The sequence below is a fragment of the Streptococcus oralis genome (genome assembly GCF_003943415.1).
GTDB classification, from domain to species: Bacteria; Bacillota; Bacilli; order Lactobacillales; family Streptococcaceae; genus Streptococcus; species Streptococcus oralis_BJ.
Genome location: NZ_RJPK01000005.1, coordinates 113,400 through 135,652, shown reverse-complemented (window position 1 = coordinate 135,652; position 22,253 = coordinate 113,400). Strand labels below are relative to the sequence as shown.

The following is a 22,253-nucleotide window of genomic DNA, read 5'->3' as shown; positions in this document are numbered from 1 at the left end:
GATAGTAACAAGCTATTTTTAAGAGAAGAGAAAGGGGAACAATGGAAAAAATCAGTTTAGACGCTCCTAAGACGGGATCGGATCTAGTTTTGGAAACCCTCCGTGATTTAGGAATTGATACCATATTTGGTTATCCTGGTGGGGCTGTCTTGCCTTTATATGATGCGATTTATAATTTCAAAGGCATACGCCACATCTTGGGTCGCCATGAACAAGGCTGTTTGCATGAAGCTGAAGGTTATGCCAAATCAACTGGAAAGTTGGGCGTTGCCGTCGTCACGAGTGGACCGGGAGCAACAAATGCCATTACAGGAATCGCGGATGCCATGAGCGATAGCGTTCCCCTCTTGGTCTTTACGGGACAAGTCGCTCGAGCAGGCATTGGGAAGGATGCCTTTCAGGAGGCGGATATTGTCGGTATTACCATGCCCATTACCAAGTACAATTACCAAGTCCGTGAAACGGCTGACATTCCTCGTATCATTACGGAAGCTGTGCATATCGCAACGACTGGTCGTCCAGGTCCAGTTGTAATTGACTTGCCAAAGGATGTATCAGCTCTAGAGACAGATTTCATCTATTCACCAGAGGTGAATTTACCAAGTTATCAACCGACGCTTGATCCGAATGACATGCAAATCAAGAAAATCTTGAAGCAATTGTCAAAAGCCAAGAAACCTGTTTTGTTGGCAGGTGGTGGGGTTAGTTATGCAGAAGCAGCTGCCGAGCTCAATGAGTTTGCTGAACGTTACCAAATTCCAGTGGTGACCAGTCTTTTGGGGCAAGGCACCATTGCGACAAACCATCCGCTCTTTCTTGGTATGGGAGGTATGCACGGTTCTTTCGCAGCTAACATTGCAATGACTGAAGCGGACTTTATGATTAGTATTGGTTGCCGTTTCGATGACCGTTTGACAGGAAATCCTAAGACCTTTGCTAAAAATGCCAAGGTTGCGCATATTGACATTGACCCAGCTGAGATTGGTAAGATTATCAGTGCAGATATTCCTGTAGTTGGAGATGCTAAGAAAGCCTTGCAGATGCTATTGGCAGAACCAACAGTTCATAACAATACTGAAAAATGGATTGAAAAAGTCACGAAAGACAAGAACCGCGTTCGTTCTTATGATAAGAAAGAACGTGTGGTTCAACCGCAGGCTGTTATTGAACGCATCGGTGAGTTGACGAATGGGGATGCCATTGTTGTCACAGACGTAGGGCAACACCAAATGTGGACGGCTCAGTATTATCCTTACCAAAATGAGCGTCAGTTAGTCACTTCAGGTGGTTTGGGTACCATGGGATTTGGAGTTCCTGCAGCTATCGGAGCCAAGATTGCCAATCCAGAAAAAGAAGTCATCCTTTTTGTCGGTGACGGTGGTTTCCAAATGACCAACCAAGAACTAGCAATCCTAAACATCTACAAGGTGCCGATTAAGGTTGTCATGTTGAATAACCACTCACTAGGAATGGTTCGCCAGTGGCAGGAATCCTTCTATGAGGGTAGAACTTCTGAATCAGTCTTTGATACACTTCCAGACTTCCAGCTGATGGCACAGGCTTACGGCATCAAAAATTATAAATTTGATAATCCAGAGACGATAGAGAAGGATTTAGAAGTCATTCTGGAAGATGTGCCGATGTTTATCGAGGTGGATATTTCTCGTAAGGAACAAGTTTTACCAATGGTACCAGCCGGTAAGAGCAATCATGAGATGTTGGGGGTGAAGTTCCATGCGTAGAATGTTAACAGCAAAACTACAAAATCGTTCAGGAGTCCTCAATCGCTTTACAGGTGTCCTTTCTCGTCGTCAGGTCAACATTGAGAGTATCTCAGTTGGTGCGACAGAGAATCCTGATGTATCACGGATTACCATCATTATTGATGTGGCATCTCATGATGAAGTAGAGCAAATTATCAAGCAACTCAATCGTCAGATTGATGTGATTCGCATTCGAGATATCACGGATAAGCCACACTTGGAAAGAGAAGTTATCTTGGTGAAGGTATCTGCTCCTGCTGAGAAGCGTGCAGAAATCTTGGCTATTATCCAACCTTTCCGTGCAACGGTAGTTGATGTGGCGCCAAGCTCCATCACTATTCAGATGACTGGAAATGCTGAAAAGAGTGAAGCTTTATTGCGAGTGATTCGACCATACGGTATTAAAAATATCGCTCGTACGGGTGCAACTGGATTTACCCGCGACTAAAAATCCAACTAAAATTTGTTAAAACCGCCTAAGAGGCAATAAATAATAGAAAAGAGAGAAAAACTATGGCAGTTCAAATGGAATACGAAAAAGATGTTAAAGTAGCAGCGCTTGACGGTAAAAAAATCGCCGTAATCGGTTATGGTTCACAAGGACATGCGCATGCGCAAAACTTGCGCGATTCAGGTCGTGATGTCATCATCGGTGTGCGTCCAGGTAAATCTTTTGACAAAGCAAAAGAAGACGGATTTGATACTTACACAGTAGCAGAAGCAACTAAATTGGCTGACGTTATCATGATCTTGGCACCAGACGAAATTCAACAAGAATTGTACGAAGCAGAAATCGCTCCAAACTTGGAAGCTGGAAATGCAGTTGGATTTGCTCATGGTTTCAACATTCACTTTGAATTTATCAAAGTTCCTGCAGATGTCGATGTCTTCATGTGTGCTCCTAAAGGGCCAGGACACTTGGTACGTCGTACTTATGAAGAAGGATTTGGTGTTCCGGCTCTTTATGCAGTCTACCAAGACGCTACAGGAAATGCGAAAAATATTGCTATGGACTGGTGTAAAGGTGTTGGAGCAGCTCGTGTAGGTTTGCTTGAAACAACTTATAAAGAAGAAACTGAAGAAGATTTGTTTGGTGAACAAGCTGTACTTTGTGGTGGTTTGACTGCCCTTATCGAAGCAGGTTTTGAAGTCTTGACAGAAGCAGGCTATGCCCCAGAATTGGCTTACTTTGAAGTTCTTCATGAAATGAAATTGATCGTTGACTTGATCTATGAAGGTGGATTCAAGAAAATGCGTCAATCTATTTCAAATACTGCTGAGTACGGTGACTATGTATCAGGCCCACGTGTGATTACTGAGCAAGTTAAAGAAAACATGAAAGCAGTTCTTGCAGACATCCAAAATGGTACATTTGCAAATGACTTTGTAAATGACTATAAAGCGGGACGTCCAAAATTGACTGCTTACCGTGAACAAGCAGCTAACCTTGAAATTGAAAAAGTTGGTGCAGAACTACGTAAAGCAATGCCATTCGTTGGTAAAAACGACGACGATGCTTTCAAAATCTATAACTAATTCTTAGAATAAAAACAGAAGGCGAGTTGGGGGGTACCTAACTCGCTTTTTACCTTGTAAAGTATTTGAGGAGGAGACATGCTAAGTGCAAAAGATGTGGTGAAAGCCCACAAAGTTTTAAGTGGTGTAGTAGTGAATACACCACTGGAATATGATCATTATTTATCAGAAAAGTATGGAGCTAAGATTTATCTGAAAAAGGAAAATGCGCAACGAGTTCGTTCTTTTAAAATTCGTGGAGCTTATTATGCCATTTCTCAGTTAACGAAAGATGAACGTGAGCGTGGTGTAGTCTGTGCCTCTGCGGGAAATCACGCTCAAGGTGTCGCTTACACTTGTAAGGAGATGAAGATTCCTGCGACAATTTTTATGCCAATCACAACGCCTCAACAAAAGATTGGGCAGGTTCGTTTCTTTGGTGGAGATTTCGTTACCATCAAGTTGGTTGGGGATACCTTTGATGCTTCCGCTAAGGCGGCCCAAGAATTCACCGTTTCAGAAAATAGAACCTTCATCGATCCTTTTGATGATGTCCATGTTCAAGCTGGTCAAGGGACTGTAGCCTATGAAATTCTTGAAGAAGCCCGTAAAGAGTCTATTGATTTTGATACAGTACTAGTGCCGGTAGGTGGTGGCGGACTGATTGCAGGGGTTTCAACTTACATCAAAGAAACAAATCCCGCTATCGAAGTAATTGGTGTAGAAGCCAATGGTGCCCGTTCGATGAAGGCAGCCTTTGAAGCTGGAGGACCAGTTAAACTCAAAGAAATTGACAAATTTGCTGATGGAATAGCAGTGCAGAAAGTTGGGCAGTTGACTTATGAAGCAACTCGTCAGAATGTTGAAACTCTTATTGGAGTAGATGAAGGCTTGATTTCTGAGACCTTGATTGATCTTTATTCTAAGCAAGGAATTGTCGCCGAACCTGCTGGAGCGGCCAGCATTGCAGCCTTGGAAGTTTTATCAGATTATATCAAAGGCAAGACAATTTGCTGCATCATTTCTGGGGGAAATAACGATATTAACCGTATGCCAGAAATGGAAGAACGTGCCTTGATTTACGATGGCATCAAGCATTATTTTGTCGTAAACTTCCCACAACGTCCAGGGGCTCTTCGTGAGTTTGTAAATGACATCTTGGGACCATATGATGACATCACTCGTTTTGAGTATATCAAACGTGCTAGCAAGGGGACAGGGCCGGTCTTGATTGGGATTGCTCTTGCTGATAAGCATGATTATGCTGGCTTGATTCATCGGATGGAAAAGTTTGACCCATCTTATATTAATTTGAATGGTAATGAGACTTTGTATAATATGCTAGTCTAAAATAAATTTGCTATCATATTATTTGCCAATTTCCTATAATGATGCTATAATGATGGTGACGAAAGGGGGGGATTCCCATGGTTTTACATGTTTTACTTGTTCTATTTTTTCTAGTGCTGATTGCATCAATGATTATTATCAGCTCTGTATATGTTGTAAGGCAACAGTCTGTCGCTATTATCGAGCGTTTTGGTAAATACCAAAAGTTGAGTAATAGTGGTATTCATGTACGAGCACCTTTTGGAATTGATAGAATTGCGGCCAGAGTGCAATTGCGCCTATTGCAAAGTGAGATTGTCGTGGAAACAAAAACACAAGATAATGTATTTGTGACCATGAATGTGGCGACTCAGTATCGAGTGAATGAGAACAATGTCACAGATGCTTACTATAAACTAATGAGACCAGAAGCTCAAATCAAATCCTATATTGAAGATGCCTTGCGTTCGTCTGTGCCGAAATTAACCTTGGATGAACTATTTGAGAAAAAAGATGAAATCGCATTAGAAGTTCAAAAACAAGTAGCAGAAGAAATGTCTACATATGGTTACATCATTGTAAAAACACTGATTACGAAGGTTGAGCCTGACGCTGAAGTGAAACAATCAATGAATGAAATCAATGCTGCCCAACGTAAGAGAGTCGCTGCGCAAGAACTTGCAGAAGCAGATAAGATTAAAATCGTGACAGCGGCGGAAGCAGAGGCAGAAAAAGATCGCCTACACGGTGTAGGGATTGCAGAACAGCGTAAGGCTATTGTTGACGGACTTGCTGATTCTATTCAAGAATTAAAAGGAGCCAATGTTGAACTCACGGAAGCCCAGATTATGTCCATTCTATTAACAAATCAGTATTTGGATACTTTGAATAATTTCGCCGACAATAAGGGCAATAACACCATCTTCCTACCAGCAAATCCTGATGGAGTTGAAGATATACGAACAAGCATATTATCAGCTTTAAAAGCTAAGTAATAACAATTCATTATTTGTTTTCAATAAGTAGATGTTTTTTGGATAATCCTAAAAGAATGGATATACTTCATTATCGTAAAGAATAAAATAGGAGAAGAACATGGCTAAGTCAAACTTTGAAAAAGTAGAATCAGTTGTTGGCTGGGTTCGTGATAAGAAAATCACAGGTTACCGTATCTCTAAGGAAACAAATGCACGTGAAATGTCAATTATTGCTTTGGCACAAGGTCGTGCAAAAGTGAAAAATATTTCATTTGAAACAGCCCTAGGTTTGATTGATTTTTATGACAAGAATCATGAAAAATTTGAAGATTAAACTAGGCTTAAAGGCAGATTCTTAAGATGAATCTGCCTTTTGTTTTGCAAAGAGTTAGTAAAAAGACTACATATTTTATGCAGTCTTTGTTTGTTATTTGAGATAGCGCTGAAGAAACTCTTTTGTTCGCTCTTCTTTTGGATTGGTGAAGAGGTCTTCGGGATTGCCTTCTTCAGCGATGACGCCCTTATCCATAAAGATGACACGGTGAGAGACATCGCGGGCGAACTCCATTTCGTGGGTGACGACGATCATAGTCAGGCCTTCTTGAGCTAGGTCTTGCATGATTTTGAGGACTTCACCTACCATTTCAGGGTCAAGGGCAGATGTTGGTTCGTCAAAGAGGATGGCATCAGGATTCATGGAGAGGGCGCGAGCGATGGCTACACGTTGCTTCTGGCCACCAGAGAGTTGTTTTGGTTTGGCTTGCCAGTAGCGTTCTCCCATGCCAACTTTTTCAAGATTTTCTTTGGCAATTTTTTCAGCTTCAGAGCGTTCTCTTTTGAGGACAGTCGTTTGGGCGACAATAGTGTTTTCGAGAACATCAAGGTTTTCAAAGAGGTTGAAGGATTGAAAAACCATACCGAGTTTTTCACGATAGTGAGTAAGGTCATAGCCTTTTGCAAGGACGTTTTCTCCTCGGTAGAGAATTTCCCCTTCAGTAGGTGTTTCAAGCAGATTGATCGAACGTAGGAAGGTTGATTTTCCGCTTCCTGAGCTCCCGATGATGGAGATAACCTCTCCTTTGTGAACTGACAGAGAAATGTCTTTTAAGACTTCGTTTTGTCCATAGGATTTTTTGAGGTGTTTAATTTCAAGAATGGGTTGATTCATTATTTAAAGTCCTCCGTTTGCATTTGATTAGCACCTGTAGTGTAGGTATCCATGTCCATGCGTCTTTCGATGAAGCGGAGAATACGGGTCACTGTGAAGGTGAGGACAAAGTAAATCACGGCGATGATTGTAAATGTCTGGAAGTATTGATAAGTTTGGGTGGCCACGGTATTTCCAGAGAAGTAGAGTTCCACAACAGAGATAACATTCAGTACAGACGTATCCTTGATATTGATGACAAACTCATTACCAGTAGCAGGTAAGATATTGCGAACGACCTGAGGGAGGACAACCTTGCGCATGGTTTGATTATGGGTCATACCAAGAGCAGTTGCGGCTTCAAACTGTCCCTTATCAACTGCTAGGATACCGCCACGGACGATTTCTGTCATATAGGCACCAGTGTTGATTGAAACGATGAAGATGGCTGCAAGTGTACGATCGAGATTGATTCCAAAGGCTTGTGCTGTACCGTAGTAGATAACCATCGATTGAACGATCATAGGCGTACCACGGAAAATTTCAATATAGACATTAAGGATCCAGCCAAGTAGTTTTTGCAAGCCATAGATGGCCTTGTTTTCCGAGAGAGGAGCAGTACGGAAGACACCAATGGCAAGACCGATAATGAGCCCTGCGATGGTCCCGATAATGGAGATCAAGAGTGTGATACCAGCACCACGCAAGAGTTGTTGCCAGTTCTCAGAAAGAATCTTAGCGACTTGACTAAAGAAGCTGCTTTCTTCCTCCGTTGTTGTCGCCTCCACTGGTTGCTCTTTAATCATCCGATCCATGAGAGCTACTTGTTCGTCCTTGGAAATGGTTTCGATGCTAGCATTGATTTGACTGATACGACTATCGTCCTTGCGAAGACCAATTGCAATAGCAGTGTCTTCTTCTCCTGTTTCAAAGCCTTTGTCAAGCTGGACCATCTTGAATTTGGAGTTGGCAGATTCAGCGGTCAGGGCTTCAGGGCGTTCTGAAACATAGGCGTCGATGACACCTGCTTCAAGTGCTTGGCGCATTTGAGCGAAGTCGCCCATAGCTGTTTCTTTTTTGGCACCTGGAATTTGAGAAATCAAATCATAAAGGTAAACACCTTGTTGAGAAGTGATTTTTGCTCCGCTAAAATCTTCCAAAGATTTGGCATTCGCGTAGGCAGAGTCCTTTTTTACTAATAGAACCGGTTCGCTAGTATAGTAACTGTTTGAAAAGGCAATTTCTTGTTTACGTTCAGCGGTTGGGCTCATACCAGCAATGATCATATCGATTTTGCCAGAAGTAAGGGCTGGAACAAGTCCTTCCCACTTTGTTTTTACGACCAAAGGTTCCTTACCTAGATCTTTGGCAATTTTTTTAGCGATTTGAACATCATAGCCGTTGGCATATTGATTGGTACCGTCGATTTTGACGGCGCCGTTACTATCGTCGTCTTGGGTCCAGTTGAAGGGAGCGTAAGCTGCCTCCATCCCGATGCGTAAATATTCGTCGGCTTGGACTTGGCTAACTAGTCCTAAGGTAAGGGCTAGGCTAGCAAGGATAGATAAGCATAATTTTTTCATGTTTTCTCCTATTTCTAGTCTAAAAATGACTTCTCTCTATTGTATCTAAAAATGGTGAGATTTTCAATACAAGTAAGCCTTTACTTATAAAAAATGATATAATGATAGCAAAGATAAAAAGGGGGATTGTGTTGTGAAAAAGACTTTTTTCTTGCTTTTATTTAGCTTGTTTTGTATTTTACCACTCTCTGTTTTTGCGGTTGATTTCAAGATTCGCTCTTATCAAGGTGATTTGTATATTCATGCAGATAATACAGCAGAATTTAGGGAGAAAGTAGTCTACTATTTTGATGAAGACTTTAATGGACAACTAGTAGGACTTGGCCATGCTGGTAAGATGCCAAAGGGCTTTGAAATAGATTCCAGTCCGAAGATTCAGGTATGGAAAAATGCTGCTGCCATTGAAAATGTCAATAGTGAAGTGATAGAAGAATCGGAAGGTTATACTGTAAAAGTGTATAATCCAGGCCAAAGGGGGGATACCGTTGAAGTGGTAATCACATGGCAACTAAAAAATCTCCTATTTCTATATGATGATATCGCGGAACTTAATTGGCAGCCCCTGACGGATAGTTCAGAACCTATCGAAAATTTTGAGTTTCGGGTAACGGGCTTTAATAGAGCTGAAAAACTTTTCTTTCATACAGGGAAACTCTTTACAGAGGGCAAGGTAGAGAAGACAGGTGGTGATTATCGTGTTCATTTGCAGAACCTACCTCGTCAGCGTGGGGTTGAATTGCATGCCCATTGGCCTAGAAAAGATTTTGAAACTGCTTTGGATCAGGGATTGAAGGGCAATCGTTTAGCAGAATTTGAAAAAATAGAGGAATCCATTACTGCTGAAAAAGCTCAGAGCAAAGCTCTGGTTACGTGGGTCATCCCTTTGCTACTCTCGCTTTCTTTAGTCTTTAGTGTTATTTTCTACTGCATTTACAGAAGAAAAACCTCTCCATCGAAGAAATATGCCAAAAATCACCGTCTCTATGAACCGCCAATGGACTTAGAACCGATGGTTTTATCGGAAGCTGTTTACTCCACTTCTTTAGAGGAAGTCAGCCCCTTGACCAAGGGAGGAGGGAAGTTCACCTTTGACCAACTCGTTCAGGCAACCTTGTTGGATGTGATTGACCGTGGAAATGTTTCGATCATCTCAAATGGAGATGAGGTTCGTTTAAAAGTCGTAAAAGAAAAAGGATTGGCAAGTTTCGAAAAGGATTGCCTTAATTTGGCCTTTTCAGGAAGAGAAGAAGTGCTTGTTTCAGATTTGTTTGCAGATTACCAAGTGTCAACTAGTCTTTACCAAGGTGCAAAAGCAGCTGATGAAAAAAGGATTCAGAAAACAGGACGTAAGCTTAAGTCTTCTTTCGAGCAAGCTCTGAAGCAGATGCAGGATGGGGTGAGAAAGCGGGTATCCTCTTTGCAACTTCCAGCTTATTATCGTTCACTGAGTAATGGAGAAAAAATCCTGAGATTGACGATAGGTGTCTTTACGATTTTACCTGCTTTCGTTGGTTTTGGCTGGTTCTTGTACAGTTTGGATGCTCACGGGTATCTTTCTCTGCCACTTCTTATCCTTGGATTTGCAGGCTTGCTGTTAGCTGCCGTCTATTATTGGACGACCCGATTTGATACTCGTGATGGTGTTTTAAACGAAGAAGGGCTAGAAGCATACTATCTCTGGACTAGTTTTGAAAACATGCTTCGCGATATCGCCCACCTAGACAAGGTAGAATTAGAGAGTATTGTTCTTTGGAATCGCCTCCTTGTCTATGCTACTTTATTTGGTTATGCGGACAAGGTGAGTCATTTGATGAAATCTTATCAGATTCAAGTTGAGAACCCAGATATCAATCTTTACGTAGCTTATGGCTGGCACAGTATGTTTTATCATTCAACTGCTCAAATGAGTCACTATGCTAGTATTGCAAATACAGCAAGTACCTACTCTGTCTCTTCTGGAAGTGGTTCTTCAGGTGGAGGATTCTCAGGAGGTGGAGGCGGTGGTAGCATTGGCGCCTTCTAGAAAAATCTATCACAACATCCGAAATTATGCTATAATAGAGGACAGAAAAAGGAGTAATGTATGTATTTTATTGAAATTTTGAAGTCAATCTTTTTTGGGATTGTTGAAGGAATTACAGAATGGTTGCCCATTTCAAGTACAGGACACTTGATCTTGGTGGAAGAATTTGTCCAATACAAGGACCAAAATGAAGCCTTTATGTCCATGTTTAATGTTGTCATTCAGCTTGGTGCTATTTTAGCCGTTATGGTGATTTACTTTAACAAGCTCAATCCTTTTAAACCAACAAAGGATAAGGTCGAAGTTCGTCGAACTTGGCAATTGTGGTCAAAAGTTCTCGTTGCAACCTTGCCTTTGCTATTGGTCTTTAAGTTGGATGATTGGTTTGATACCAACTTCCATAACATGGTTTCAGTTGCGATCATGTTGATTATCTACGGTGTTGCCTTTATCTATCTTGAAAAAAGAAATAAGGCGCAAGCCATTAAACCAACAGTAACAGAGCTAGACAAGTTGCCTTATAAAACAGCTCTTTACATCGGACTTTTCCAAGTCCTCGCCCTTTTCCCAGGTACAAGCCGTTCTGGTGCCACTATCGTTGGTGGTTTGTTGAATGGTACAAGCCGCTCTGTCGTAACAGAGTTTACCTTCTATCTCGGAATTCCTGTTATGTTCGGAGCCAGTGCTTTAAAGATTTTCAAATTTATTAAAGCAGGTCAACTCTTGAGTTTTGGTCAACTATTCTTGCTTTTGGTCGCTATGGGTGTTGCCTTCGCGGTCAGCATGGTTGCTATTCGTTTCTTGACTAGCTATGTGAAGAAGCACGACTTTACACTCTTTGGTAAATACCGTATCGTACTCGGTAGTGTCTTGTTGCTCTATAGTTTTGTGCGTTTATTTGTATAAGAAAAAGCTTGAGGGAATTTTCCTTCAAGCTTTTTAAAATCCTGTCACTGTAATTCCTAGTAAACGAACGCCTTTCTCTTTTTCAGCTAGTTCTTCGTAAAGTTGAAGGGCGGTTTGAGAAATCTGACTAGCGTCCTGTGTTGCTTGTGAGAGGCTTTTCCGCCTAGTTAGAGTGGAGAAGTCAGCGTAACGAATCTTTAGGATAATGATTTTTCCAGCTTTGTCTTGTTTGCTGAGATTGTGAGCTACTTTTTCAGATAGGAGAGTCAGCTCTTTTTTGATGTCCTCTTCAGCCTGGAGAATCTTACCATAGGTTTTCTCCTTGCCGATGGACTTACGAATGCGATTGGACTTGACTGGAGAATTGTGAATTCCACGAGCCTTTCGATAAAGGTCAAAACCGAGTCTGCCAAACCGATCGATTAAAGTGACTTCAGAAACGTCTAATAAGTCTGCGCCAGTATAAATACCCATTTCATGAAGCCTTTCCACTGTTTTCTTGCCCACTCCATGAAATTTAGCAATATCCATTTGTTTGAGAAATTCTTGGGCTTGGTCAGGGAGGATAACTGTCAAACCATGTGGCTTTTGATAATCGCTGGCCATTTTAGCTAAGAATTTGTTATAAGACACACCGGCTGAAGCGGTAAGGTGCAGCTCCTGCCAGATATCTTGTTGAATGAGACGAGCTATTTTGACAGCTGACTTGATACCGAGTTTATTTTCCGTCACATCCAAGTAGGCTTCGTCAATACTCATAGGTTCAATCAGGTCGGTGTAACGTTTAAAAATAGCTCGGATCTCAAGTCCCACAGTTTTGTATTTTTCATAATTTCCCGAGATAAAGACGGCTTGAGGACAACGCTCATAAGCTTCTTTAGAACTCATGGCAGAGTGAATGCCAAAGGCTCGTGCCTCGTAGCTACAAGTAGACACAACTCCCCGTCCGCCTGTTTGTCTGGGATCGCTCCCAATGATGACAGGTTTTCCTTTTAACTTAGGATTGTCTCTTATTTCCACCGCAGCAAAAAAGGCATCCATGTCGATATGGATGATTTTTCTGGACAAATCATTAATCAATGGAAATATGAGCATTTTGCTTCCTTTCTAATGTCATTTTTTATTCATTATACCTTTTTTTCTGAAAAAATGGAAAAGAGTACTCATTCTTTCAAATATATAATACAGATTGCGCCGATAAACAGACTGTATTAGAAAAGAAAGTGATAAAAAAGCCTTTTTTCGCTTGTTGAAATCGGTTACTGTATGGTATACTGGTCTCATGAATGTAACAGATGACTGTTACTAGAAAGAAAAATGAGGACATTAACATGGTTGTTAAGACAGTTGTTGAAGCACAAGATATTTTTGATAAAGCTTGGGAAGGCTTCAAAGGCGTAGATTGGAAAGAAAAAGCAAGTATCTCTCGCTTCGTTCAAGCCAACTACACACCTTACGATGGAGATGAAAGTTTCCTTGCTGGACCAACAGAACGTTCACTTCACATCAAAAAAATCGTAGAAGAAACAAAAGCACACTACGAAGAAACTCGTTTCCCAATGGACACTCGTCCAACATCTATTGCTGATATTCCTGCTGGATTTATCGACAAAGAAAACGAATTGATCTTTGGTATCCAAAACGATGAACTCTTCAAATTGAACTTCATGCCAAAAGGTGGTATCCGTATGGCTGAAACTACTTTGAAAGAAAATGGATACGAACCAGATCCAGCTGTTCACGAAATCTTTACTAAATACGTAACAACAGTTAACGATGGTATCTTTCGTGCCTACACTTCAAACATCCGTCGCGCTCGTCATGCTCACACTGTAACTGGTCTTCCAGATGCCTACTCACGTGGGCGTATCATTGGTGTTTACGCACGTCTTGCTCTTTACGGTGCAGACTACTTGATGCAAGAAAAAGTAAACGATTGGAATGCAATTAAAGAAATTGATGAAGAAACAATCCGTCTTCGTGAAGAAGTAAACCTTCAATACCAAGCATTGCAACAAGTTGTTCGCTTGGGAGACCTTTACGGAGTTGATGTCCGCAAACCAGCGATGAACACGAAAGAAGCAATCCAATGGGTTAACATCGCTTTCATGGCTGTCTGCCGTGTTATCAACGGTGCTGCAACATCTCTAGGACGTGTGCCAATCGTACTTGATATCTTTGCAGAACGTGACCTTGCTCGTGGTACATTTACTGAATCAGAAATCCAAGAATTCGTTGATGATTTCGTTATGAAACTTCGTACAGTTAAATTTGCTCGTACAAAAGCTTATGACCAATTGTACTCAGGTGACCCAACCTTCATCACAACTTCTATGGCTGGTATGGGTAATGACGGTCGTCACCGTGTTACTAAGATGGACTACCGTTTCTTGAACACTCTTGACAATATCGGTAACTCTCCAGAGCCAAACTTGACAGTTCTTTGGACTGACAAATTGCCATACAACTTCCGTCGCTACTGTATGCATATGAGCCACAAACACTCTTCTATCCAATACGAAGGTGTAACAACAATGGCTAAAGATGGATATGGTGAAATGAGCTGTATCTCATGCTGTGTGTCACCGCTTGACCCAGAAAACGAAGATCAACGCCACAACATCCAGTACTTCGGTGCTCGTGTAAACGTTCTTAAAGCTCTTCTCACTGGTTTGAATGGTGGTTATGACGATGTTCACAAAGACTACAAAGTATTTGACATCGATCCTATTCGTGACGAGGTTCTTGAATTCGAATCAGTTAAAGCGAACTTTGAAAAATCTCTTGACTGGTTGACTGACACTTACGTAGATGCTTTGAATATCATCCACTACATGACTGACAAGTACAACTACGAAGCTGTTCAAATGGCCTTCTTGCCAACTAAACAACGTGCTAACATGGGATTCGGTATCTGTGGATTTGCTAACACTGTTGATACATTGTCAGCTATCAAGTACGCTACAGTTAAACCAATCCGTGATGAAAATGGCTACATCTACGATTATGAAACAATCGGTGAATACCCACGTTGGGGTGAAGATGACCCTCGTTCAAACGAATTGGCAGAATGGTTGATCGAAGCTTACACAACTCGTCTACGTAGCCACAAACTATACAAAGACGCAGAAGCTACAGTATCACTTTTGACAATCACATCTAACGTTGCTTACTCTAAACAAACTGGTAATTCACCAGTCCACAAAGGTGTATACCTCAACGAAGATGGTTCTGTAAACTTGTCTAAACTTGAATTCTTCTCACCAGGTGCTAACCCATCTAACAAAGCTAAAGGTGGATGGTTGCAAAACTTGAACTCACTTGCTAGCCTTGACTTTAGTTACGCAGCTGACGGTATTTCATTGACAACTCAAGTTTCACCTCGTGCTCTTGGTAAGACTCGTGACGAACAAGTGGATAACTTGGTAACAATCCTTGATGGTTACTTCGAAAACGGTGGACAACACGTTAACTTGAACGTTATGGACTTGAACGATGTTTACGAAAAGATCATGTCAGGTGAAGATGTTATCGTTCGTATCTCTGGATACTGTGTAAACACTAAATACCTCACACCAGAACAAAAAACTGAATTGACACAACGTGTCTTCCACGAAGTTCTTTCAATGGATGATGCATTGAGCTAATATTCAATTAGAATAGAAAGAAAGCCAGTCGATATGACTGGCTTTTTTGTGCACTTACATTATCTATTCAAGACCTCAAAAATTTTTTAAAAAATAGTCAAATTTGGTCAAAAAGTGTTGACTTTTACTGACTAATGTGATATAGTAGAAACATAAGGAAAATGAATTCCTTAGAAAACTTCATTTTCAATGATTCTATTTCTTGAAAATGTACGATAGATACCCTAGAAAGGGGTGAGGCCTATGTTAAATCTAACAGATTTTGAAAAGAAGATGATAGAAGGCTTATTTAAAAAAGAAAAACCAGAAATTATACGTAGGGTAGCTAGTTAGCTAGTCTAAAATTTTTAAAACAAAGGTCAAAGATAGTCAATATCAGAGATCGCAATTAATTAACAATAAATGAGGTAAAGAATATGAACAACAACTTTAATAACTTTAACAACATGGATGATTTATTTAACCAATTGATGGGTGGTATGCGAGGATATAGTTCTGAAAACCGTCGCTACTTGATTAATGGACGCGAAGTGACACCTGAGGAATTTGCTCATTATCGTGCAACTGGGCAATTGCCAGGAAGTGCAGAATCTGATGCGCAAATGCAACAACATGCTTCAGGTATGAAACAAGACGGTGTCCTTGCTGAACTAGGTCGTAACTTGACAGCGGAAGCTCGCGAGGGCAAGTTGGATCCTGTTATCGGGCGAAACAAGGAAATTCAAGAAACATCTGAAATCCTCTCACGTCGTACCAAGAACAATCCAGTTCTGGTTGGAGATGCAGGTGTTGGTAAGACAGCCGTTGTCGAAGGTCTAGCACAAGCAATTGTGAATGGAGACGTTCCAGCTGCTATTAAAAACAAGGAAATCATTTCCATTGATATTTCAGGTCTTGAGGCTGGTACTCAATACCGTGGTAGCTTTGAAGAAAACGTTCAAAACCTAGTCAACGAAGTGAAAGAAGCAGGCAATATTATCCTCTTCTTTGATGAAATTCACCAAATCCTTGGCGCTGGTAGCACTGGTGGAGACAGTGGATCTAAAGGGCTTGCGGACATTCTCAAGCCAGCTCTCTCTCGTGGTGAGTTGACAGTGATTGGGGCAACGACTCAAGACGAATACCGTAACACCATCTTGAAAAATGCAGCTCTTGCTCGTCGTTTCAACGAAGTGAAGGTCAATGCTCCTTCAGCAGAGGATACCTTTAAAATCCTTCAAGGAATTCGTGACCTCTATCAACAACATCACAATGTTATCTTGCCAGACGAAGTCTTGAAAGCAGCAGTGGATTATTCTATCCAATACATTCCACAACGCAGCTTGCCAGATAAGGCTATCGACCTTGTCGATGTAACGGCAGCTCACTTGGCAGCTCAACATCCTGTAACAGATGTGCATGCTGTTGAACGTGAAATTGAGGCAGAAAAAGACAAGCAAGAAAAAGCAGTTGAGGCGGAAGATTTTGAAGCAGCTCTCAATGCCAAGACACGTATTGCTGAATTAGAGAAAAAAGTCGAAAACCATACAGAAGACATGAAAGTAACTGCCACTGTCAATGATGTGGCTGAATCTGTGGAACGAATGACAGGTATCCCAGTGTCACAAATGGGAGCGTCAGACATCGAACGTTTGAAAGATATGGCTCATCGCTTGGAACACAAGGTAATCGGTCAAGATAAGGCAGTAGAAGCAGTGGCTCGTGCTATTCGTCGTAACCGTGCTGGTTTTGATGAAGGCAATCGCCCAATCGGTAGCTTCCTCTTCGTAGGTCCTACTGGTGTCGGGAAGACGGAGCTTGCTAAGCAATTGGCGCTCGATATGTTTGGAACCAAGGATGCTATCATTCGTTTGGATATGTCTGAATACAGTGACCGCACAGCTGTATCTAAGCTAATCGGTACAACAGCCGGTTATGTAGGATATGATGACAACAGCAATACCTTGACAGAACGAGTTCGTCGCAATCCTTACTCTATCATTCTCTTGGACGAAATTGAAAAGGCAGATCCTCAAGTAATTACTCTTCTCCTCCAAGTCCTAGATGATGGTCGTTTGACAGATGGCCAAGGAAATACCGTGAACTTTAAAAACACTGTCATTATCGCAACATCAAATGCTGGATTTGGTTATGAAGCCAACTTGACAGAAGATGCGGATAAACCAGAATTGATGGATCGCTTGAAACCATTCTTCCGTCCAGAATTCCTGAACCGCTTTAATGCAGTTATCGAGTTCTCACACTTGAATAAGGAAGATCTTTCTAAGATTGTGGACTTGATGTTGGCTGAAGTCAACCAAACCTTGGCTAAGAAAGACATTGATTTGGAAGTCAGCCAAGCAGCTAAGGACTTTATCACAGAAGAAGGCTATGACGAAGTCATGGGTGTTCGTCCACTCCGTCGCGTGGTGGAACAACAAATTCGTGATAAGGTGACGGACTTCCACTTGGATCATCTAGATGCTAAACATCTGGAAGCAGATATGGAAGATGGTGTCTTGGTCATTCGTGAAAAAGCCTAACTTAAGATTTTGAGAAAAAAATAAGGAACTAGCTAATAAGCTGGTTCCTTTATTTGTTTAGATGACATGACGCTCAAAGGCATCATCTGAAATTCCTTGTTCCAGGATGAGTTTCGCCCATTCTTTAGCAGAAAAGAGGCTGTGGTCCTTGTAGTTTCCGCAAGATTCGATGGTTGTTCCAGGGACATCTTCCCAAGTAGTGGTTTCAGCAATTTCCTTGAGCGAATCCTTGATAACAGCTGCAATCTCAGCGCTGGTGTGACGTCCCCACATAATCATGTGGAAGCCTGTCCGGCAACCAAATGGTGAACAGTCAATCATGCCGTCAATGCGGGTACGGATGAGTTTGGCCAAGAGGTGCTCGATAGTGTGAAGGCCAGCGGTAGGGATAGAGTCTTCATTTGGTTGCACCAAACGAATATCAAAATTGGAGATGACATCTCCCTTTGGTCCAGTTTCTTCCCCAATCAAGCGAACATAGGGTGCTTTGACAATGGTGTGGTCAAGTTCAAAACTTTCAACAATAACTTCTTTTGACATAGTCGTTCCTTTCAGTTTTCTTCTTTCATTATATCATAAAGCCTGCTCTTGATGGAGTTTAATAAATGACTTTTTGAGACTAGCGTTATAACAAAGTCTCCATACAAAACCCTCAGGATTATAAAGAAAGAATGGGGTAAAGGAAAAGAAAAACTGAGTTCTTTCTAATGAAGCTAGAGCGACTTTTGAAAGGTGGGATCAACTTTTAGAATTTTTGCTCGATCTCTGAACTAATTCTGAACTAGATTGGGTATACTGGAGAAAATAAAGATAAAGGAGTTCAGTATGGAACATATGGTGAAAATAGAAGGAGTCTGCAAAAAGCATGGCAGTAAGCAGATTTTGGAAGATATTTCTTTTACAGCTAGAAGCGGTCGGATTACAGCTTTTCTGGGTCCAAATGGTGCAGGGAAAAGTTCGACCTTGAGGATTTTGTTGGGGTTAGATCGGGCGACAGCAGGGACGGCGACTTTTGATGGGCAAACCTATCAGTCAATGACTTATCCGCTCAGAACGGTAGGTGCAGCCTTTGACGGCATTGGCGGTTTGCCAAATCGAAAGGTTTATGACCACTTGAGGATTATTGCAGCGAGTAATGCTATTCCCAAGTCTCGGATTGATGAGGTTTTGGAGATGACAGGAATTGCTCATAAGAGGAAGGACCTCTTGTCAAGCCTGTCTCTGGGGGAAGGTCAGCGGCTGGGTCTGGCCGCAGCTTTGCTGGGTGATCCTCAGTTTCTTATATTAGATGAGCCGACCAATGGACTGGATCCAAGTGGGATCAAGTGGTTTAGAAAGTTCATCCGTCAGCAGGCTGATTTAGGGAAAACGGTACTTCTATCCTCCCACATCCTGTCAGAGGTGCAAATGGTGACAGATGATGTAGTCTTGATTCATCATGGGCGAATTATTGAGCAGGGACGATTGGAAGAGGTGCTGCAAGATTCAGACAGTCTAGAAGATCTCTTCTTTGATTTGACAGAGGAGGTTTAAAATGAAAGAAACGATGTCCTTATTGCATTCAGAATGGTTGAAAATTTGCTCAACCAAGGCTTTCAGAGTGAGTGTGGCCTTCATGCTGCTATTGGTGCCTGCCGTATCTTGGCTGGAGGGCAGACAGTATTTATCTATTGGCTTGGATGCCACCCCTGAGACGGTTCCCGGTCTGGCAGAAGCCATTGACCCGTTGGAATATCTAGGCCTCAATGGGGCTTCTATGGCGGGCATGGTTTTGGTTATCTTAGCTGGAATTTTGGGGGCTATGGAATTTCAGTCTCATAGCTTGAGAACCAGCCTTTTGACCTGTAATAACCGCCTGAAGTTGCTTGTGGGGAAACTCATGACCCTAGCTTGCTTTTCTCTTGTCGTTAGCTTCTTATCGATCTACTTTAGTTATATGGTCATGCATCTGGCTTTAGGAAAGGAAGGACTTGATCCGATTCTACTCAATCAGGCAGCTTGGAGTCTGATTTTGTGGAAAATCTTATCTCTGACCTTATTGGGAATCCTTTCGTTTTTGTTAGGTTTGTTGGCTCGGACCATGCTAGTTCCTCTGCTTTTTCTCGTGCCACAGATCTATAATCTGGGAAACTACCTGGCAGCTCACACGAGTTGGGGAGCTTATCTGCCACAGCCAGCAGGAGAGTTGTTTGCTGCAACGCCGACTTCCCAATACGCCAACAATCCCTCACAAGGACTGTTGATACTTGGTGCATGGTTACTAGTCATCGGCGGCATGACTTCTCTGCGCTTTTTGAAGACGGATTTAGGAGGGCGATACTGATGATAATAGCTCTGCTTAAAAGTGAATGGATTAAGTTCCGTTCTCACTATCTCGCTCTTGGTGCAGCCTTGGTGGCTCTGGTAGCTGTTCCATTTTTTCTAATGAATCTTGACTACAGTCAGACAGCAGTTGGCCAGACGAAGGCTCTGAGCGAGGCTTTGCATGCCCTCTATCTGGCGCAGCCTGTCATCGTCATCTTTACTTCGCTCTATTTTGCCCAGGAGTTTGTCAAGTCAGGGATGCGAACGAATTTTCTAACCGTATCAAATAGAAAGGCTTGGTTGGCTGGGAAAATCCTTTTTCTAGTCTTGCTGCTCTTGGTTCTCTATAGTGTCATTATAAGTAGCTGTTTCTTTGTTATGCTGGCTCGATTTGACCTGGACTTTAGCTGGTCCTTACTGGGGAAATTCCTCTATTACAGCTCTTTTGGTCTTCTCAGCAATATTTTTCTGGCTTTTTTAGCTGCCGGTCTCGCTTTGCTATTTCAATCTTGGATTGTGCCGGTGTCGGTGCTCTTTCCTCTCTTGATTGGTCTCAGTCGTTTATTGGCAACTTTTATCAAGGAAGCAAAATACCTGCCTGATCTGGCTACGCTAAATCTTTTTGAGTATGAAGGGCTTCAGCAGTCAATAGATCTATCAGGGTTGGGAATACAGCTGTTCTGGTTAGCTTTAGTTTGGAGCTCTGCTATATTCTTAACCTTGAAACGAGATGTTCGCTAGAGGTATGCTATAATGGAAATCATGAGACAGTATCGTATTTTGGTGATTGATGATGACCAGAGCATTTTGAAGCTGGTGAGAAACATCCTAGAGCTCGATGCATATGATGTGACGACGCTTGATCGGATAGAAGAGCTAGAGCTGACGCATTTTGTCGGATATGACTTGATTCTGTTGGATGTGATGATGGAGCCTGTTAATGGTTTTGAGCTGTGTTCCTACATTCGTCCTCATCTTTCGTGTCCGATCATCTTTCTGACGGCTAAGGAATTGGAGGCGGACAAAGTAGAAGGGCTCTTTCGCGGAGCAGATGACTATGTTGTCAAGCCTTTTGGAACCAAAGAATTGCTGGCGCGTGTCAGAGCTCATCTTCGGCGGGAGGAAAGACGTGAGGAGCGCTATTCTGAAATTGCTTCTTGTCAATTTTATCCGGATCGCTATGAAGTTGCCTGTTTTGGTAAAGTCTTGAAATTTTCAGAGCGAGAGTTTAAGTTGCTGCATTTACTAGCTAGCAATCCCAAGCAGACCTTTTCAGCTGAACGCCTGCATACCTTGCTTTATCCAGAAAGCTCAGAAACACAGCTTCGATCCATCTCAGAATACGTATATCAGATTCGTCAAAAATGCAAACAAGAAGGGCTGCAAGCAATCGCAACAGTGAGAGGAGTAGGCTATAGATGGCAATTAGAACCCGAAATTTCAAAAGCCTAGTCTGGACAACCAGTTTAAAAATCGTCTTTTTCCATGTTTTGATTTTTGTGCTTATAGGTTATGAATTTACGCAAGGAAGTGATTACGTTCTTTTCACCTTGTTCTTCTGGGCAGGGAGCTTGTTGCTGATTACTTTTTATCATATTTTGAAATTGCTCCGAAAAATCGACAGGGAAATAAAAATGCTAAAGAGCGAGAAGCTTTTAGAAGAAAATCAAAGCCAGCTTTTTCGAATTGAGGAAATGCTAGAAGTTTATAGCGATTTACGGAACAGCCACCAAGAAAATGCTCGTCTTCTAGAAAAAGAGCAGCGGCATAATCAGGAGTTGATTTTACAGCTATCAGCGACATCGCACGATTTGAAAACACCCCTAACTGTGATTAAGGGGAATGCTGAGCTCTTGGAATTGGCGCAGTTGGGCCAGCCACAGGCAGACTATGCTGCTGAGATTTTGCAGGCCAGTCACAAGATGGAAGAGTATTGTGGTTCTTTGATTGATTACGCTAAGACTTTTCAGATTGATTCTAATCAGTTTAGTCAGCTTTCCTTAGGGGACTTTTTGGCTGATCTACAGGACGACTGGGCACTGTTCAGCAAACAGGAAAGCTATCGTTTTTATCTCCAAGAAGATTGCGACCCTAGTTTGATTTTGTCAGTTCATTTGGACTATCTCAAGCGGGCTTTGCTCAATATTTTACTGAATGCGCTTGAACATGCTGATCAGAATCAAAAGGAAGTGAAGCTGACGGTATCAGTGCAGCAGGACCAGTTGGTTTTTGCTATCTGGAACAATGGCCCTGCATTTTCAGAGGAGATGCTGCTGGGAGCAGATCAGCTCTTTTACCAGAGTGACCAAAGCCGCAATTCAGCTAATCCCCATCATGGTATCGGCTTAGCCTTTTCTAAGCAGGTAGCTTTCTTGCACGGTGGTCGTCTGACCCTGCTCAATCCAGACCAAGGAGGCGCCTGTGTCGAGTTGACAACTTCATTGAAATAAATGAGAATGGAAAAATCATAAAACGCATAATAACAAGTCTTTTGAACACTTGTTATTATGCGTTTTATCTTTTATCATGTAAAGATT

The 22,253-nt window shown here is 41.9% G+C and carries 19 protein-coding genes; 15 read left to right on the top strand and 4 right to left on the bottom strand.

Translation table 11 applies throughout. From position 1 onward, the window contains the following. The first annotated feature begins 41 nt into the window (after positions 1–41). From D8801_RS07635 to D8801_RS07610, 6 genes are all read left to right on the top strand, one after another. Entirely contained in the window at positions 42–1,742 is a 1,701-nt protein-coding gene (locus tag D8801_RS07635) for an acetolactate synthase large subunit (protein ID WP_125848983.1), read from the top strand. Continuing rightward, positions 1,735–2,211 (top strand): acetolactate synthase small subunit, encoded by a 477-nt coding sequence (gene ilvN / locus D8801_RS07630; protein ID WP_001253806.1) that lies wholly within the window; start codon positions 1,735–1,737, stop codon positions 2,209–2,211. The genes D8801_RS07635 and ilvN overlap by 8 nt, the downstream gene beginning before the upstream one ends. 65 nt (positions 2,212–2,276) lie before the next feature. Further along, positions 2,277–3,299 carry a ketol-acid reductoisomerase gene (gene ilvC / locus D8801_RS07625; protein ID WP_000290685.1) on the top strand — a complete coding sequence of 341 codons (1,023 nt, stop codon included), beginning with the start codon at positions 2,277–2,279 and terminating at the stop codon, positions 3,297–3,299. Between the two features lie 78 nt (positions 3,300–3,377). Continuing rightward, complete coding sequence (ilvA, locus tag D8801_RS07620; protein ID WP_125848981.1) at positions 3,378–4,628, top strand: threonine ammonia-lyase IlvA; 1,251 nt, start codon at positions 3,378–3,380, stop codon at positions 4,626–4,628. Between the two features lie 77 nt (positions 4,629–4,705). After that, positions 4,706–5,602, top strand: a complete 897-nt coding sequence (locus tag D8801_RS07615) for an SPFH domain-containing protein (protein WP_061454016.1) — start codon at positions 4,706–4,708, stop codon at positions 5,600–5,602. Positions 5,603–5,702: 100 nt separating this feature from the next. Next, on the top strand, positions 5,703–5,918 hold the full coding sequence (locus tag D8801_RS07610) for a capsule biosynthesis transcriptional regulator (protein WP_001130035.1): 216 nt from the start codon (positions 5,703–5,705) through the stop codon (positions 5,916–5,918). A gap of 93 nt (positions 5,919–6,011) precedes the next feature. Here D8801_RS07610 and D8801_RS07605 read toward each other — a convergent pair whose 3' ends face one another. Further along, positions 6,012–6,752 carry an amino acid ABC transporter ATP-binding protein gene (locus D8801_RS07605; RefSeq protein WP_084971849.1) on the bottom strand — a complete coding sequence of 247 codons (741 nt, stop codon included), beginning with the start codon at positions 6,750–6,752 and terminating at the stop codon, positions 6,012–6,014. Further along, positions 6,752–8,314 (bottom strand): ABC transporter substrate-binding protein/permease, encoded by a 1,563-nt coding sequence (locus D8801_RS07600; protein WP_125848979.1) that lies wholly within the window; start codon positions 8,312–8,314, stop codon positions 6,752–6,754. The genes D8801_RS07605 and D8801_RS07600 overlap by 1 nt, the downstream gene beginning before the upstream one ends. Before the next feature lie 133 nt (positions 8,315–8,447). Between D8801_RS07600 and D8801_RS07595 the strand changes: the two genes are divergently transcribed. Further along, the gene (locus tag D8801_RS07595; protein WP_125848977.1) at positions 8,448–10,337 is read left to right on the top strand and encodes a DUF2207 domain-containing protein; all 1,890 of its coding nucleotides are present in this window, start codon (positions 8,448–8,450) and stop codon (positions 10,335–10,337) included. Between the two features lie 60 nt (positions 10,338–10,397). Beyond that, entirely contained in the window at positions 10,398–11,243 is an 846-nt protein-coding gene (locus D8801_RS07590; RefSeq protein WP_125848975.1) for an undecaprenyl-diphosphate phosphatase, read from the top strand. Between the two features lie 33 nt (positions 11,244–11,276). Here the strand turns inward: D8801_RS07590 and dinB are convergent, their stop codons facing one another. Beyond that, positions 11,277–12,338 (bottom strand): DNA polymerase IV, encoded by a 1,062-nt coding sequence (gene dinB / locus D8801_RS07585; RefSeq protein WP_125848973.1) that lies wholly within the window; start codon positions 12,336–12,338, stop codon positions 11,277–11,279. A gap of 236 nt (positions 12,339–12,574) precedes the next feature. Between dinB and pflB the strand changes: the two genes are divergently transcribed. Both pflB and D8801_RS07575 read left to right on the top strand, forming a co-directional pair. Beyond that, positions 12,575–14,890, top strand: coding sequence for a formate C-acetyltransferase (pflB, locus tag D8801_RS07580; RefSeq protein WP_125849019.1), 2,316 nt, complete (start codon positions 12,575–12,577; stop codon positions 14,888–14,890). 416 nt (positions 14,891–15,306) lie between these two features. Next, positions 15,307–17,412 (top strand): ATP-dependent Clp protease ATP-binding subunit, encoded by a 2,106-nt coding sequence (locus tag D8801_RS07575; RefSeq protein WP_125848971.1) that lies wholly within the window; start codon positions 15,307–15,309, stop codon positions 17,410–17,412. Positions 17,413–17,469: 57 nt separating this feature from the next. Here the strand turns inward: D8801_RS07575 and D8801_RS07570 are convergent, their stop codons facing one another. Continuing rightward, the gene (locus D8801_RS07570; protein ID WP_000032557.1) at positions 17,470–17,952 is read right to left on the bottom strand and encodes an S-ribosylhomocysteine lyase; all 483 of its coding nucleotides are present in this window, start codon (positions 17,950–17,952) and stop codon (positions 17,470–17,472) included. 285 nt (positions 17,953–18,237) lie between these two features. Here D8801_RS07570 and D8801_RS07565 point away from each other — a divergent pair, with 285 nt between their 5' ends. Genes D8801_RS07565 through D8801_RS07545 form a run of 5 tightly spaced genes read left to right on the top strand, consistent with a single transcriptional unit; the run spans position 18,238 to position 22,166 of the window. Further along, a complete protein-coding gene (locus tag D8801_RS07565; protein WP_084945598.1) occupies positions 18,238–18,945 on the top strand; it encodes an ABC transporter ATP-binding protein in 708 nt (235 codons plus the stop codon). A gap of 1 nt (position 18,946) precedes the next feature. Next, positions 18,947–19,735 carry a lantibiotic ABC transporter permease gene (locus D8801_RS07560; RefSeq protein WP_125848969.1) on the top strand — a complete coding sequence of 263 codons (789 nt, stop codon included), beginning with the start codon at positions 18,947–18,949 and terminating at the stop codon, positions 19,733–19,735. Beyond that, the gene (locus tag D8801_RS07555) at positions 19,735–20,457 is read left to right on the top strand and encodes a lantibiotic ABC transporter permease (protein WP_038806420.1); all 723 of its coding nucleotides are present in this window, start codon (positions 19,735–19,737) and stop codon (positions 20,455–20,457) included. The genes D8801_RS07560 and D8801_RS07555 overlap by 1 nt, the downstream gene beginning before the upstream one ends. 12 nt (positions 20,458–20,469) lie before the next feature. Continuing rightward, complete coding sequence (locus D8801_RS07550) at positions 20,470–21,168, top strand: response regulator transcription factor (RefSeq protein ID WP_038806419.1); 699 nt, start codon at positions 20,470–20,472, stop codon at positions 21,166–21,168. Continuing rightward, entirely contained in the window at positions 21,135–22,166 is a 1,032-nt protein-coding gene (locus D8801_RS07545; protein ID WP_125848967.1) for a sensor histidine kinase, read from the top strand. The genes D8801_RS07550 and D8801_RS07545 overlap by 34 nt, the downstream gene beginning before the upstream one ends. The last annotated feature ends 87 nt before the right edge of the window (positions 22,167–22,253 follow it).

Coding starts and splice junctions, on each gene's coding strand:
- D8801_RS07635 (WP_125848983.1), top strand. CDS start 42: ATGGAAAAAATCAGTTTAGACGCTCCTAAGACGGGATCGGATCTAGTT.
- ilvN (WP_001253806.1), top strand. CDS start 1,735: ATGCGTAGAATGTTAACAGCAAAACTACAAAATCGTTCAGGAGTCCTC.
- ilvC (WP_000290685.1), top strand. CDS start 2,277: ATGGCAGTTCAAATGGAATACGAAAAAGATGTTAAAGTAGCAGCGCTT.
- ilvA (WP_125848981.1), top strand. CDS start 3,378: ATGCTAAGTGCAAAAGATGTGGTGAAAGCCCACAAAGTTTTAAGTGGT.
- D8801_RS07615 (WP_061454016.1), top strand. CDS start 4,706: ATGGTTTTACATGTTTTACTTGTTCTATTTTTTCTAGTGCTGATTGCA.
- D8801_RS07610 (WP_001130035.1), top strand. CDS start 5,703: ATGGCTAAGTCAAACTTTGAAAAAGTAGAATCAGTTGTTGGCTGGGTT.
- D8801_RS07605 (WP_084971849.1), bottom strand. CDS start 6,752: ATGAATCAACCCATTCTTGAAATTAAACACCTCAAAAAATCCTATGGA.
- D8801_RS07600 (WP_125848979.1), bottom strand. CDS start 8,314: ATGAAAAAATTATGCTTATCTATCCTTGCTAGCCTAGCCCTTACCTTA.
- D8801_RS07590 (WP_125848975.1), top strand. CDS start 10,398: ATGTATTTTATTGAAATTTTGAAGTCAATCTTTTTTGGGATTGTTGAA.
- dinB (WP_125848973.1), bottom strand. CDS start 12,338: ATGCTCATATTTCCATTGATTAATGATTTGTCCAGAAAAATCATCCAT.
- pflB (WP_125849019.1), top strand. CDS start 12,575: ATGGTTGTTAAGACAGTTGTTGAAGCACAAGATATTTTTGATAAAGCT.
- D8801_RS07575 (WP_125848971.1), top strand. CDS start 15,307: ATGAACAACAACTTTAATAACTTTAACAACATGGATGATTTATTTAAC.
- D8801_RS07570 (WP_000032557.1), bottom strand. CDS start 17,952: ATGTCAAAAGAAGTTATTGTTGAAAGTTTTGAACTTGACCACACCATT.
- D8801_RS07565 (WP_084945598.1), top strand. CDS start 18,238: ATGGAACATATGGTGAAAATAGAAGGAGTCTGCAAAAAGCATGGCAGT.
- D8801_RS07560 (WP_125848969.1), top strand. CDS start 18,947: ATGAAAGAAACGATGTCCTTATTGCATTCAGAATGGTTGAAAATTTGC.
- D8801_RS07555 (WP_038806420.1), top strand. CDS start 19,735: ATGATAATAGCTCTGCTTAAAAGTGAATGGATTAAGTTCCGTTCTCAC.
- D8801_RS07550 (WP_038806419.1), top strand. CDS start 20,470: ATGGAAATCATGAGACAGTATCGTATTTTGGTGATTGATGATGACCAG.
- D8801_RS07545 (WP_125848967.1), top strand. CDS start 21,135: ATGGCAATTAGAACCCGAAATTTCAAAAGCCTAGTCTGGACAACCAGT.